The 13,098-nt window shown below is 63.8% G+C and carries 16 protein-coding genes; 5 read left to right on the top strand and 11 right to left on the bottom strand.

What is annotated here, in order from left to right; all coding sequences use genetic code 11:
* From Q7T64_RS08850 to Q7T64_RS08835, 4 genes are all read left to right on the top strand, one after another.
* The coding region (locus Q7T64_RS08850; RefSeq protein ID WP_304794528.1) for an FtsX-like permease family protein at positions 1-372 on the top strand (372 nt) is incomplete at its 5' end.
* Entirely contained in the window at positions 369-1,061 is a 693-nt protein-coding gene (gene lolD, locus Q7T64_RS08845; RefSeq protein WP_370653286.1) for a lipoprotein-releasing ABC transporter ATP-binding protein LolD, read from the top strand. The genes Q7T64_RS08850 and lolD, both read left to right, overlap by 4 nt.
* A 9-nt stretch (positions 1,062-1,070) precedes the next feature.
* A complete protein-coding gene (locus Q7T64_RS08840) occupies positions 1,071-1,880 on the top strand; it encodes a TatD family hydrolase (protein ID WP_304794523.1) in 810 nt (269 codons plus the stop codon).
* A gap of 5 nt (positions 1,881-1,885) precedes the next feature.
* On the top strand, positions 1,886-4,300 hold the full coding sequence (locus Q7T64_RS08835) for a DNA internalization-related competence protein ComEC/Rec2 (RefSeq protein ID WP_304794520.1): 2,415 nt from the start codon (positions 1,886-1,888) through the stop codon (positions 4,298-4,300).
* A gap of 53 nt (positions 4,301-4,353) precedes the next feature.
* Here the strand turns inward: Q7T64_RS08835 and Q7T64_RS08830 are convergent, their stop codons facing one another.
* The 7 genes from Q7T64_RS08830 to Q7T64_RS08800 all read right to left on the bottom strand — a co-directional run bounded on the left by Q7T64_RS08830 (position 4,354) and on the right by Q7T64_RS08800 (position 9,100).
* Positions 4,354-5,091, bottom strand: coding sequence for a sulfite exporter TauE/SafE family protein (locus Q7T64_RS08830; RefSeq protein WP_304794517.1), 738 nt, complete (start codon positions 5,089-5,091; stop codon positions 4,354-4,356).
* Positions 5,092-5,183: 92 nt separating this feature from the next.
* Positions 5,184-5,495, bottom strand: a complete 312-nt coding sequence (locus Q7T64_RS08825; RefSeq protein WP_304794531.1) for a 2Fe-2S iron-sulfur cluster-binding protein — start codon at positions 5,493-5,495, stop codon at positions 5,184-5,186.
* A gap of 62 nt (positions 5,496-5,557) precedes the next feature.
* Positions 5,558-5,857, bottom strand: coding sequence for a ferredoxin (locus Q7T64_RS08820; RefSeq protein WP_304794514.1), 300 nt, complete (start codon positions 5,855-5,857; stop codon positions 5,558-5,560).
* A 101-nt stretch (positions 5,858-5,958) separates the two neighbouring features.
* The gene (locus tag Q7T64_RS08815; RefSeq protein WP_304794511.1) at positions 5,959-6,294 is read right to left on the bottom strand and encodes a 2Fe-2S iron-sulfur cluster-binding protein; all 336 of its coding nucleotides are present in this window, start codon (positions 6,292-6,294) and stop codon (positions 5,959-5,961) included.
* Positions 6,295-6,296: 2 nt separating this feature from the next.
* Positions 6,297-6,776, bottom strand: a complete 480-nt coding sequence (locus Q7T64_RS08810; protein WP_304794508.1) for a heme-binding protein — start codon at positions 6,774-6,776, stop codon at positions 6,297-6,299.
* Positions 6,777-6,817: 41 nt separating this feature from the next.
* Complete coding sequence (locus Q7T64_RS08805; RefSeq protein WP_304794506.1) at positions 6,818-8,260, bottom strand: aldehyde dehydrogenase family protein; 1,443 nt, start codon at positions 8,258-8,260, stop codon at positions 6,818-6,820.
* Between the two features lie 117 nt (positions 8,261-8,377).
* Positions 8,378-9,100: a TenA family transcriptional regulator gene (locus Q7T64_RS08800; RefSeq protein ID WP_304794503.1), complete on the bottom strand. Its 723-nt coding sequence runs from the start codon at positions 9,098-9,100 to the stop codon at positions 8,378-8,380.
* 215 nt (positions 9,101-9,315) lie between these two features.
* Here Q7T64_RS08800 and Q7T64_RS08795 point away from each other — a divergent pair, with 215 nt between their 5' ends.
* Positions 9,316-10,032, top strand: coding sequence for a GntR family transcriptional regulator (locus Q7T64_RS08795; RefSeq protein ID WP_304794500.1), 717 nt, complete (start codon positions 9,316-9,318; stop codon positions 10,030-10,032).
* A gap of 76 nt (positions 10,033-10,108) precedes the next feature.
* Here Q7T64_RS08795 and Q7T64_RS08790 read toward each other — a convergent pair whose 3' ends face one another.
* The 4 genes from Q7T64_RS08790 to Q7T64_RS08775 all read right to left on the bottom strand — a co-directional run.
* A complete protein-coding gene (locus Q7T64_RS08790) occupies positions 10,109-10,813 on the bottom strand; it encodes a cysteine hydrolase family protein (protein WP_370653288.1) in 705 nt (234 codons plus the stop codon).
* A gap of 14 nt (positions 10,814-10,827) precedes the next feature.
* Positions 10,828-11,661 carry an ABC transporter permease gene (locus tag Q7T64_RS08785; protein ID WP_304794494.1) on the bottom strand — a complete coding sequence of 278 codons (834 nt, stop codon included), beginning with the start codon at positions 11,659-11,661 and terminating at the stop codon, positions 10,828-10,830.
* A gap of 3 nt (positions 11,662-11,664) precedes the next feature.
* Positions 11,665-12,492, bottom strand: a complete 828-nt coding sequence (locus Q7T64_RS08780; protein WP_304794489.1) for an ABC transporter ATP-binding protein — start codon at positions 12,490-12,492, stop codon at positions 11,665-11,667.
* Positions 12,489-13,098: ABC transporter substrate-binding protein (locus tag Q7T64_RS08775; RefSeq protein WP_304794485.1), on the bottom strand; the 610-nt coding region annotated here is incomplete at its 5' end. The genes Q7T64_RS08775 and Q7T64_RS08780, both read right to left, overlap by 4 nt.

Genomic DNA, 13,098 nt, shown 5'->3' with positions numbered 1-13,098 from the left:
GTGATGACGGTGACCGACAAGCAGGCCGACATTGCGATCTTGCGCACGCTGGGTTCCTCGCCCGCATCCATCATGAAAATCTTCATGGTGCAGGGGGCGTTGGTCGGGCTGTTCGGCACCGCCATCGGGGTCGGCATGGGGGTGCTGATTGCATCGAATGTCGATGTCATCGTGCCCTTCATCGAGGGCTTGCTTGGCGTGCAGTTCCTGCCGCGCGACATTTACCTGATCAGCGCGCTGCCGTCCGACCTGCGCTGGCGCGATGTGACGACCATCGGCGGTGTCGCCGTCGTACTGGCCTTCCTGGCCACCCTTTATCCCAGCTGGTCCGCCGCGCGCGTGCGGCCGGCAGAAGCCTTGCGCTACGAATGATGACGACCGAACAATCCATACTTTCCTGCCGCGGCCTGGGCAAGACCTTCAGCCAGGGCAAGCATGCCGTCCAGGTGTTCCACGGCGTCGATTTCGACATCCAGGCCGGCGAGCGGGTGGCCATTGTCGGCGCATCGGGTTCCGGCAAGTCGACCTTGCTGCACCTGTTGGGCGGGCTCGATACGCCCAGCGAAGGCAGCGTCATGCTCAACGGACGCGACTTCGGCACGCTGGACGAGTCCAGTCGCGGCGCACTGCGCAACACCTCGCTGGGCTTCGTCTACCAGTTCCATCACCTGCTGCCCGAATTCAGTGCGCTGGACAACGTGGCCATGCCCTTGTTCATCCGCCGCCAGCCGCGCGCCCAGGCGCGTGAAGCCGCCGCGGCAATGCTGGACCGCGTCGGGCTGGCCAACCGCGTCACCCACGTGCCGGGCGAGCTGTCCGGCGGCGAGCGCCAGCGGGTGGCGTTAGCGCGTGCGCTGGTCACGCAGCCGGCCTGCGTGCTGGCTGACGAGCCGACCGGCAACCTCGACCGCCACACCGCGCAAAAAACCTTCGACCTGATGCTGGAGTTGTCCGGCACCTTGCGCACCGCCTTCATCATCGTCACCCACGACACCGAACTGGCGCAGCAGTGCGATCGCGTGCTGCGGCTGTCGGACCTCGGCTTGCTGCCCATCGAGTAAGGCCAGCCGATGTGGGTCGACACGCACTGTCACCTTGATGCGGCCGAGTTTGGCGGCGAGTCGCTCGCGATTGCCGGGCGGGCCCACCAGGCCGGTGTCGAACGCATCGTGATCCCGGCGGTGAATGCCGCCAACTTCGCCACGGTGGCCGCGCTGTCGCGTGCGGCTGCGGGATGCCGTTACGCGCTGGGCATCCATCCGATCTGCGTGCCGGCGGCCAGCCAGGACGATCTCGACCTGTTGCGCAGCGCGGTGCATGCCGCATTGGCCGATCCGTTGCTGGTGGCGATCGGCGAGATCGGCCTGGATTTCTTCCTTCCCGCCTTGCTGGAACCCGGCATGCGCGAGAAGCAGGAATATTTCTACAGTGAACAATTAAAACTGGCGCGCGAGGTCGGCCTGCCGGTGCTGCTGCACGTGCGCCGCTCGCAGGACATCGTGCTCAAATACCTGCGCCGTATCGAGACGCCCGGCGGCATTGCGCATGCGTTCAATGGCAGCTTCCAGCAAGCTGAGGCTTTCCTCGGCTGCGGCATGAAGCTGGGCTTTGGCGGCGCCATGACCTTTCCGCGGGCCTTGCAGATTCGCCGGCTGGCGACCCAGCTGCCGCTGTCGGCGATCGTGCTGGAAACCGATGCGCCCGATATCTCGCCGGCCTGGCTGCATCCGGCACGCAATTCGCCGGAGCAGTTGCCGGCCATTGGCGCGCTGCTGGCGCAATTGCGCGGCATGGATCTGGCGGACGTGGCCTTGCACACCACGGCAAACGCCCATGCCGTGCTGGATCGGCTGCGGCTGCCGCTGGACCAGGGCGGCTGACGGGCATGCGCGCGGCGGTGCTCGGCTTGCTGGTCGGCACTTGCTGGTTACAGACGCGCGCCACCCTGCCCGACACGGCGACGGCGTTGCTCCTGCTGGCGGGCGCTGCCGGCTTGTTTTGGCTGTCATGGTGTGCGCGTCGCGCAGCGCGCTTTGCCATCCTGTGCTCGCTCGTGGCCGGCGCGGCCCTGGGCGCCGGGGCGGCGGCCTTGCAGGCGCAGCAGCGTCTGGCGCCGGAATTGCCGCTTGCCCTTGAAGGACGCGATATCGACATCGTCGGCGTGGTCGATAGCTTGCCGCAAACTTTTGAACGCGGCGTGCGCTTTAATTTCCGGGTTGAAAAAACGCCGGCCGGGATCGCGATTCCGCCGCGCATTGCGCTGTCCTGGTATGCGCAGGACAGTGGCGCCGCGCCGCTGGCGGTGGCGCCGGGCGAGCGCTGGCAATTGCGCGTGCGCTTGCGCCGGCCGCATGGCAACGCCAACCCGGGCGGTTTCGATTACGAAGCATGGCTGCTGGAGCAGGGAGTGCGGGCCACTGGCAGTGTGCGCCCGGCTGGCGCGAGCGTTGCTGCCGCCAGCGACGACGCCGCCAGCAACGCCAGCAACCGACGCCTGACCGAATTCGTTCCCGGCTTTTCCAGCATCATCGAGCGCACCCGCGCGCGCCTGCGCGATCGCATGCAGGCAGCACTGGCAGGCAGGCCGTATGCCGGTGTGATCGTCGCACTCGTCATCGGCGACCAGCGCGACATCAGCGCGGCCGACTGGAAGATATTCAATGCGACCGGCGTCGGTCACCTGGTGTCGATCTCCGGTCTGCACATCACGATGATCGCCGGCCTGTTTGCCGGCGCCGTGTCTTTCCTGTGGCGGCGCTCGTTCTTTACCCGCGCCCAATTGCCCTTATTCCTGGCGGCACCGAAGGCAGCGGCGCTGGCGGGCGCTTTGTGCGCGCTGCTGTACGTATTGCTGTCCGGTTTCGGCGTGCCGGCGCAGCGCACGCTGCTGATGCTGGCAGTCGTTGCGCTGGCCATGTGGTTTGGCCGCGCCACCCGGGTGTCGCATGTGCTGTGCCTGGCGCTGGCGGTGGTCGTGCTGCTGGACCCGTGGGCGGTATTGTGGCCGGGCTTCTGGCTGTCGTTCGGCGCGGTCGCCGTGATTCTCTACGCTGGCGCGGGGGATCTCCGTCACTTGCGCCCACGCCAGGCCTGGCGCGATTCCTTGCGCAGCGCGGTGCGCACGCAGTATGCGATCAGCATCGGCCTGGCGCCGCTGACCTTGCTGCTGTTTAGCCAGGTGTCGCTGGTGAGCCCGGTGGCCAATGCGCTGGCGATTCCGGTCATCAGTTTCATCGTGACGCCCTTGTCGCTGGTGGGCAGCGTGCTGCCGCAGCCCCTGGGCGGCATGGTGCTGGTGGCGGCGCACCAGGTCACCGCCTGGCTGGCGGTTTTCCTGCAATGGCTGGCCGCCATGCCACTGGCCATGATGAGCGCGCCTGCACCGGCATGGTGGATGTTCGCGCTGGCGCTGGCCGGCATGCTGTGGATGCTGGCGCCGCGTGGCTGGCCGGTGCGCAGCGCCGGCCTGTTGCTGTGGCTGCCGCTGCTGTTGAACCAGCCCAGCGCACCGACACAAGGCGTCACGATGACGGCGCTCGACGTCGGCCAGGGCACGGCGGTGCTGATCGAGACTGCCAGCCATCGCCTGTTGTATGACACCGGCCCCTGGTACACGCCGGAGGCCGATGGCGGCAACCGGGTGATCCTGCCCTACCTGCGCGCCCGCGGGATTGGCGCGCTGGACATGTTGATCGTGTCGCATAACGACAATGACCATTCCGGCGGGGCGGTGTCGATCCTGACGCAGATGCAAGTTGGCCGGACGCTGTCGTCGCTGGAAGAAGGCAGTCCGGTGGTGCGCGCTGCGACCAATCATTTCCGTTGCCGCGCCGGTCAGCGCTGGGAGTGGGATGACGCGCGCTTTGAGATCCTGCATCCGGACGATGGCGAGTACCTGCGTGGCCGCAAGCCGAACGCCCGCAGCTGTACGCTGAAGATCAGCGTGGGCACCCGTTCGATCTTGCTGCCCGGGGATATCGAAGCGGCGCAGGAAGCACGGCTGCTGGCCGAGGCGCCGCGCAAGCTGCGCGCAGATGTACTGCTGGCGCCGCATCATGGCAGCGGTACTTCATCGACCGTCAAATTCCTGGATGCGGTGCAACCCGGGCTGGCAATTTTCCAGGTCGGATACCGCAATCGCTACCGGCACCCGAAGGCCGATGTGGTGGCGCGCTACGATGCGCGCGGGATTGCGACCTGGCGTACCGACCAGTCCGGTGCGGTGCGGATCGAGGTGGGGGATCGGCTAAACAGCTCGGCCTGGCGCAGGGAGCAGCCGCGCTACTGGCACGGACGGTAAAGCCGGGCGCCCGGGCATGGACCTGGCCGATGACGCCGACGTAGCATCACTTGTCACTTGATCGCATGCACGATTGTGTAAATCCCCAACGCCACCATCGCGATGAAGAAAATGCGCCGGAAGGCGACCGGATTGACCTTGTCGCGCAGCTTTTGTCCGAGCAGCATGCCCAGCATTGCCGGTACCAGCGCCATCAATGAGGTGCCTGCCACCGCAGGCTCGAACCTGCCGGCGTAGGCCAATGCCAGCACCATGGCGACCGACATCATCGAAAAAATCAGGCCCATGGCCTGGATCAGCTCGTCCTTGGACAGTCCCAATGCCGACACGAAGGGGACGGCGGTCATGCCCAGGCCGGTCGATCCGTACAGCACGCCAGTCACCAGGCCAGTGACCGGCGATAGCCGGGACTCCCAGCGCGGCGAGACAGTGAATTCAAACCGGGTCAGCCCGAGCAATCCATAGCCCGCCAGCACGCAGCCCATCAGGATGGTCGCAAATTCGCCGTCGATCAGTAGCTTCACGCCGACGAATGCGCCAATGAACATGCCGATCAGCATGGGGGTGAAGCGCCGGATCAGGTGCACGAAGCGCGGGCCGGCAATCAATTGCCACAGGTTGGTGATGATGGTCGGCATCACCAGCAGCGCGACGGCCTCCGGCATGCCGAGGCGGAATGTGAGCAGGCCAATCGCCACCGAAGGCAGGCCCAGGCCGATGAATCCCTTGACCGAGCCGGCGAGGACAAAGATCAGTGTGATGAAGACGAGCGTGCCAGCCGAATAATCCATTGCGTGTTGTTCGTGGTGAGGAAAATCGCCATCCTGCGCGCGGGGGGGCAGGGGCCGCCCGCGCCGGCAAAGGCGGTATTGTACGGGAGTGCCTAGACCTTCTTCGGCACCCAGGTCCGCGGTTCCCAGGAGACGCTGACATTGCCCTTGACGATGAAGGTCTGGCAAGCCATCCGGTAGCCATTCTCCAGTTCGGCGTCGGTCAGGTGCCGCCGTTCCTTGTCCTTGACGGCGTCCAGGTTGTCGCGCCCTTGTTCGATCTTGCAGCGGCAGGTGCCGCACAGGCCGCCGCCGCACTTGAACGGGATGCCGCCCTTTTCGCGCAGCGATACGCGCAGCAGGTTGCTGTTTTCGGGCGCGGTCGCGACCCGGCCTTCGTTGGTGATGAACGTGACTTCTATCATTGGGGTATCCGGTGATGTCGTGCCTGCCGCTGCTCCTGCATTGGCTGGCTTTGCTGCAGTATTCATGCGCGCACCAGTGCGGTGTCGAGCTTGCCGAAACTGGTCAGGCTGCGCAGTTCTGCGCGCGCTTGCTCCAGCGAGGCGAAGCGGGGCAGGAATTTGGAGGGTACGTAGTTGATGGTCGCCGATTCGGTTTCATCGGTCACTTTCACTTTGACTTCGTGATCGAGTTCGGCAATCACGAAGTGCGCCTTGGTCTTGCCGGAAAAAACATAGTCCCATGCTTCGATCGTTTTCAGGTCGGCGCTCTGGGCTGCTTCAGTACGGAACTGGCCGCTCTTGCTGATCAAAATGACGTACATGCTGGTTTTTTCCTGATGGGACGGGAGACCTGCGACGGGCAGGGGGCAGGCTCCGGGCGGGTTGCAGTTTACTTGTTATCGCCGCTGCTCGCTGCGACTGGTCATTTCACGGTCCCGGGCGTCATGACGCTCAAGGCCGGGTCGATGCCATCCTGGCTGAGTTCGAGGTCATGCGACAGCCATAGCTGGCAAGCCAGGCGGTAACCTTGCGCCAGGTGATCGCCCAGCTTCCTTTCTTCTTTCCAGTTCGGGGCCCCCAGGTGTTCGGCGCCGTTGATGATGATGCTGGCGCATTTGCCGCACCTGCCCATGCCGCAGCCGTACGACAGGTGCGGGAACGGGAATGTCTTGATGCCGGCGCACACCACCAGGTTGCCGTTCTCCTTGATCTCGCCTACGTGCGCCTGGCCGTTCTTGTGCAGGATGACTTTGGGCATCGTTACTTCTTGATGTCGGCGGTGACCGTGACTTCGTAGCCGGCCGGCGCCAGCAAGTCCTGCAATGCCTGCAGTGCCGCCACGCCGCAGGCCGTGTCCTGCTCGCCGTTGCCGCCGGACAGGCCGACACCGCCGACCACTTCGCCATTGACGACGATCGGGTAGCCGCCAACGAAGACGGCGAACTTGCCGTCGAAGCTCCACTGGATGCCGAAGGCTTCATTGCCGGGCAGGGCAGGGCCGTTGGGCGGCGTGTTGAACAGGTGGGTCGAGCGCTTGTGGCCGGCTGCGGTGAAGGCCTTGTTCCAGGCAATCTGCGGTCCGGTGATGCGCGCGCCGTCCATGCGTTCCAGCACCAGCGGATAGCCGCCGTCGTCGACCACGCAGATCGATTCCAGCACGCCGATGTCGGTGGCCTTGGCGATTGCCGCGGCGACCATCAGGCGCGCTTCTTTCAGTTCCAGCTTCAGGCTTTGTTTCATGTGCTTGTTCCTTTTGATTCCGGGTGGCGGGCGTCGGCGGCTCAGCAGCCGCGATACACCGTCTTGATTTGCGAATAGAACTCCAGGCCGGTGCGGCCCGATTCGCGGAAGGTCGAGGTGCTCGATGACTTCAGGCCGCCGAACGGCGCATTGATCAGGTTGCCGGTGGTGGTGCGGTTGATTTTTACGGTGCCGGACTCGATCTCCTGCGCAAAGCGATGCGCGTAACGCGCATTGCCGGTGGCAATCGCCGCCGACAGCCCGTACCGGGTGTCGTTGGCCTTGGCCAGCGCATCGTCGAAGCTGCTGGCTTCGATGATGGCCAGTACCGGGCCGAATATCTCTTCCTGGGCGATGCGCATTTTCTGGGTGACGTCGGTGAACACGGCAGGTGACACATAGTAGCCGCGCTCATGGTCGCCGTCGCGCAGGCGCTCGCCGCCGACCAGGTGGCGCGCTTCCTGTTTGCCGATGGCGATGTAAGACAGCACTGTGTCGAGCTGCTTTTGCGTCGCCAGCGGGCCGATGTCCATGCCGGGCGTCATGCCGTTGCCGATCTTGAGTGTGCTGATCTTTGCCAGCAGCTTGTCAGTGAAGGCCGCCTTGACCTGCGACATCACGATGATGCGGCTGGTGCCGGTACACGCCTGTCCGCTGAGCGAGAGCCCACCCTTGATGGCGAGGTCGACCGCCTGGTCGAGGTCGGCGTCTTCCATCACGATCAGCGGGTTCTTGCCGCCCAATTCCATCTGCGTGCGGGTGGTCAGCGACACCGAACGATGGATGTGTTCGCCGGCGGCGGTTGAGCCGGTAAACGAAATTGCGCGCACCTGCGGCGCTTCGGTCACGGCCGCGCCAATGTCGGCAGCACGGCCTGTGACCAGGTTCAGCACGCCCTTGGGCAAGCCGGCCTGGATCAATGCCTCTGCCAGTCGGTAGCCGCTGAGCGGCGCATCCGAAGACGGCTTGAAAACCACCGTATTGCCCATCACCAGGGCCGGTGCAATCTTGCGCGCCGGGATCGAGATCGGGAAATTCCAGGGCGAGATGACCGTCACCACACCCAGCGGCTCGCGCTGGGTGTAGACCAGCATGTCGGGGTCGTCCTGCGGGAAGGTTTCGCCAGTGAACGACTGTCCCTCGACCGCGTAGAAGCGCAATGTCTGCGCCGAACGCAGCACTTCATCCCTGGCCAGCGCGACCGACTTGCCTTCTTCGCGCGTGAGTTCCTGCGCGATTTGCGGGGCGTTTGCTTCCAGCCAGTCGGCGGCGCTGTTGAGGATTTTTGCGCGTTTGGAAACCGGGGTCTTTTTCCAGCCTTCAAAGGCGGCTGCGGCAGCATCGACCGCACGTTGCGCGTCTTGCGCTTGCGAGGCCTGGAACAGCCCGACCAGATCGTCGCTGTCGGCCGGATTACGGTTTTCGAAGGTATGGCCGGCGCTGCTGGCGCACCACTCACCGTCGATGTAATTTTTGAATACCATTGGGCTGCTCATGCTGCTCACTGCGCGAGGTTGGGTTGGGGCAGCCCGGGTCGGGCCGGGATCAGGAGACCCGGGCCCGGCGCAGTGCTGCATCGGCTGGCAAACTGCGTGGTGCGCTCAGGCAGCCCGCGGCATTTCCGGACGGCCTTCTACATAGTCGTAGTAGAGCGCGGTGGTGTACAGCAGGCGCATCTGGGCGCCGATTTCGCAAATCTTCAGGCAGCGTTGCTGCAGTTCCGGTGTGGTCGCATGCTCCAGCACGATCTGGTAGCCGCGTTCGCCGTGGATTTCGTCGGACACGATGTGCAGGTCGAAGAATTCGACTTCCTCATCGGTGAAGCCGTACTTTTCGCGCAGCGTCGGCGTTTGCTTGCGATAGATCGACGGTACCTGCGATTCCAGGCCGACCACCAGCGCCGCGACGGCGACGATCGGGTCTTCGCGCATGGCCACCGCATAGCACCAGCTTTGCAGGCCGCGTGTGGTGGGCGACATATTGTCCGGATCCTGCACCCGCTCACGCGTGGTGCCGCAGGACTCGGCAAAACGGATCAGCAGGTCGGTATGGCGGTCGCCGCCGATTTCTTCTTCATACATGTTCGCCAGTAGGAAATCCTTGGCATCGACGTACTGCGCCGGCATGCGCGCATACAGGTAGCCCAGGTAGTCGGCGAACGGGCCGACATAGTGGTAATGGTTTTCTGCCCAGCGCGCCAGGTGGTCGCGCGACAGTGTGCCGCCGGCCCATGCCAGGCTGAACGGCGATTTGTTGGCGCTCTTGCCCTGGATGGCTTGCTCCAGGGCGGTCCGGAATTCATCACGAGACATCAATTGAGTCATTGTTCGCTCCATCGGTGGTGGAAGGGGTTGTTGGTGTTCGGTGCGACCTTGCGTATATTGTATACATAAATTTGTGATTCGGGTCAGCTTGTTTTGCGATTGAGTCGCCATATAAGTAGCGAAGCGCAGCGTCGCTGCGACGCGTCAATTGTTTGGCTTGAGCGGAACAACGTATACAATCTAAAAAGCCTATCCTGGAATTCTGGAATGCAACGATGAATAACGATCCCCCTGTCGCGGCCGATGCCGCTTCGCACGCTGCGGCTGCGGCGCCGGTCAATCCGAAGGTCGGCCAGCAGCATTTGCCCCTGTTCGCGCTGATCCGCGACACCTTGCGCCAACGTATCCTGTCGGGCAGCCTGGCCAATGGCGAGCGGCTGGTAGAGACCCGGCTGTCGGAAGAAATGGGTGCGTCGCGCATTCCCGTGCGGGAGGCTTTGCGCGCGCTGGCTGCGGAAGGCCTGGTCACGATCGAGCCGCGCCGCGGTGCATGTGTCGCATTCTATTCAGACGAAGTGGCGCGCGACCTGGTCGAGGTACGCGCGACGCTGGAGGGGCTCAACGCCAAGCTGGCCGCACAGCGCCGTACCGAAAAGTCGATGGCCGACCTGAAACAGGTGCTTGAAGAGGGCATCAAGGCGGCCCAGGGCAATGACGCCAACTTGCTGTCGGAACTCAACACGCGCTTCCACGAGTTGCTGGCAACGGCTGCCTGCAATGATGTGCTGACCGACGTGATGCGCTCGCTGCGCGGCCGCACGGCGATGCTGTTTACCTCCAGCCACACTGCGCGCGCGCGCCAGAACTGGGAAGAGCATGCGCAGGTGCTGCAGGCCGTCATTTCAGGCAATGCGGAACTGGCGTCCCTGCTCGCCGCCCAGCATGTGCACAACGTGGGCCGTGACTCGTTGAAGCGTTCCGCAGCCGCCTGATCCATCAGGCCGGTTTGCAGCGCCAGGAATGGCGGGTGGATGCGGTCCATATCGAGTCGCTGCACGAGACGCGGGTTCAGGCCGCCGCTGCCGATGCTGCCACGGCGCCGCCGCCCTTGCCGAGCGCCGCTTGCGCCTGGTCCACGCTTTGCACATCGCCAAAAAATAGTATCCAGTTGGTCAGCGACTGCAGCTGTTCTTCCGGCGTGACGGCGGCAAGCGCGTCGTCGATCATGATGGTGCGGAAGTCCATCGCCATCGCATCGCGCGCTGTCGATTCGCAGCACACATTGGTGACGGTGCCGCCGATCAGCACGGTGTCGATGCCGCGCCCGCGCAGCAACGTGGCCAGGCTGGATGAGCCTTCAGTGAGGGCGCTGTAACAGCGTTTCACGACATGCTGGTCGCCCGGCCTGACATCGAGCTCCGGATGCAGGGCAAAGCCGGGCGTGCCGCTGGCCAGTTCGCGCAGCCGGCGCTGGCTGCGCTCCGGTGTGAGCATTTGCGCATGATGATGCGACCAGAACTGGTCGGCGCCGTCGGCCGAAGTCTGGATCCAGACTACCGTGCCGCCGGCTGCGCGCATGATCGACGCCAGCCGGTTGACGGCTGGAATGATGGCACGCGCCGGCGCGCATTCACCCTGGTAGCCCGGCATCATGTAATAGTTTTGCAGGTCGACCACGACAAACGCCGCACGCTGCGGATTGATGCGCTCGAACGCATGCAGCCGGCCCTGCCGCGCCACTACCCGGTCCACCACCCATTGCGGAAATTCGATTGCCATGTCGGTCCTTACAGGTAACGCCGGTTGACCGCCGCTTCGAGATAGTAGATCGCCATGTACATCACGCTGGAGAGCAGCGCCAGCACCGTGATCGAGGTCATGACGATGTTCATCTTGAACATCTGGCTGCCGTTGATGATCAGGAATCCGAGTCCGGAATTGGAGGACTGGAATTCGCCGACCACCACGCCCACCAGCGCCAGGCCGACGTTCATCTTGAGGGCGGCGATCAGGGTCGGCACGCTGCCTGGCAATACGACTTTATGCAGCACTTGCCAGCGTGTTGCGCCAAAGGTCAGCGCCAGCTTGATCTTGTTGGCGTCGATTGCGCGGAAGCCGGCAAACATGATCATGATCGTCACGAACACGGCGATGGCCACGGCAATCCCGTAGATCGAATATTCCGAACCGAGCCACAGATAGAAGATCGGCACGAAGGCAATCTTCGGCATGGCATTGCCCACCACCAGGAATGGATCGGCCACCTTGTAGACGAACTCGGACCACCACAGGCCGGCGGCGATGATGATGCCCAGCACCATGCTCAATGCAAAACCGATGATGGTGGCGTACAGCGTCGACCAGGCATGGTGCAGCAGCTTGCCGTTGACCAGCAGTTCAATGAAGGTCGGCCACAAGGCGCTGGGATAGCTGGTCAGCATCGGGTTGATCAGCTTGAGCCGCGGCAGCAGCTCCCACAGGCCGAAGAAGAGCAGCAGCAAGGCAAGCTGGGTCGCAATGATCAGCTGGCTGTTGCGCCGGGTATTGCGCAGGTAGCGCAGGTATTGCGTGCTGGGTGCTGCGACAACCCGCAAGGGGACGGAGTTTGGCATGGCGCTCATTGCTTATCCTTCGACATGGACATCGAGTTCTTTCCACAGCAAATTGAAGTACTCGTTGAATTCGGGCAGGCCGCGCGCGACGAAAGGCGCCGGCCGTTTCCCGTCCTGGGTACTGAACGCGATCTTGTGCTCGGAGCGGACCCGGCCCGGACGGCGCGACAGCACGATCACGCGGTCGGTCATGGCAATCGCTTCGCCAATGTCGTGCGTGACGAGTATGACTGTCTTGCCTTCTGCCCGCAGCACGTCGACCACTTCGTCGGCAATGGCCAGCCGGGTCTGGGAGTCGAGCGCGGAAAACGGCTCGTCCAGCAGCACCACGTCCGGCTCGGTGACCAGGGTGCGCACCAGCGCCACCCGTTGCCGCATGCCGCCGGACAATTGCCTCGGGTAGTGGTGCAGGAAATCGCCGAGTGCGCATTTCTGCAGCAGTTGCACCGCGCGCGCCCGTGCGCGGTCGAGATCGAGGCCCTGGATTTCCGCGCCGAGTATGCAGTTGTCCAGGATGCTGCGCCATTCATACAGATAGTCTTGCTGCAGCATGTAGCCCACCCGCGGCGAAGGTCCGGTAATGGGCTTGCCGTCGATCAGGATGGCGCCGTCGGTCGCCGGCATGATGCCGGCGATCAGGGACAGCAAGGTGCTCTTGCCGCAGCCGGACTGGCCAATGATGCTGACAAACTCCCCGGGGGCGAGGTCCAGGGAAATGTTGGACAGCGCCTCGGTTTCAGCCTCGCGCGTGAAATAGCGCAGGCCGACGCCTTGCAACGCAATCTTTGCAGTTCCGGTTGCCGGCGTCGGCACGGCTGACAGTCGTGCGCCGCTGGTCATTTTGCGCGCTTGGCAAAGTCAGGGACAACGATGTCCTGGTACTTCACCCGCTTGCTGCTATCCAGCACGCCGCTGGTGACCAGCATGTCCTGCAGCTTGTTGATTGCTTCCGGCTCGATCACGGGCGTGACTTTCCAGATGTTGTATTGCTTGTAGCGGTCGATGGCGGCGGCGATTTGCGGCTGCGGCACGGCGGGGAAGAATTCCGCCACTTGTTTGGCCAGGTCGGCAGAAGATGCGGCCTGCACATGTTTCATTGCCCGGGCAATCGCATTGGTCCATGCCTGCACCACTTGCGGTTGCTTGCTGATGAAGGCGTCCGTGGTGGTGAATACGGTGTAGTCGACTTGTCCGACTTCAGCACCGATCGAAGCGAGCATGTGCGCCTTGCCATCGCGTTCCAGCGTACTGGCTTCAGGCTCCAGGAAAATCGCATAGTCGGCGCGGCCAGACATCCAGGCGCCGGCGCGGGCTGGCGGTCCCAGGTTGTTCATGATCGTCAGGTCTTTTTTCGGATCGATGCCATGCTTGCGCAGCGCCGCTTCCAGGTAGACGTCCGGATTGGAGCCAGGCCGGAAACCCATGATGGTCTTGCCCTTGAGCTTG

The organism is Lacisediminimonas sp. (genome assembly GCF_030645335.1).
In the GTDB taxonomy this organism is placed as follows: Bacteria; Pseudomonadota; Gammaproteobacteria; order Burkholderiales; family Burkholderiaceae_D; genus Lacisediminimonas.
Note: the sequence above shows the minus strand (reverse complement) of the source record. Positions and strands in the feature narration are given on the sequence as shown.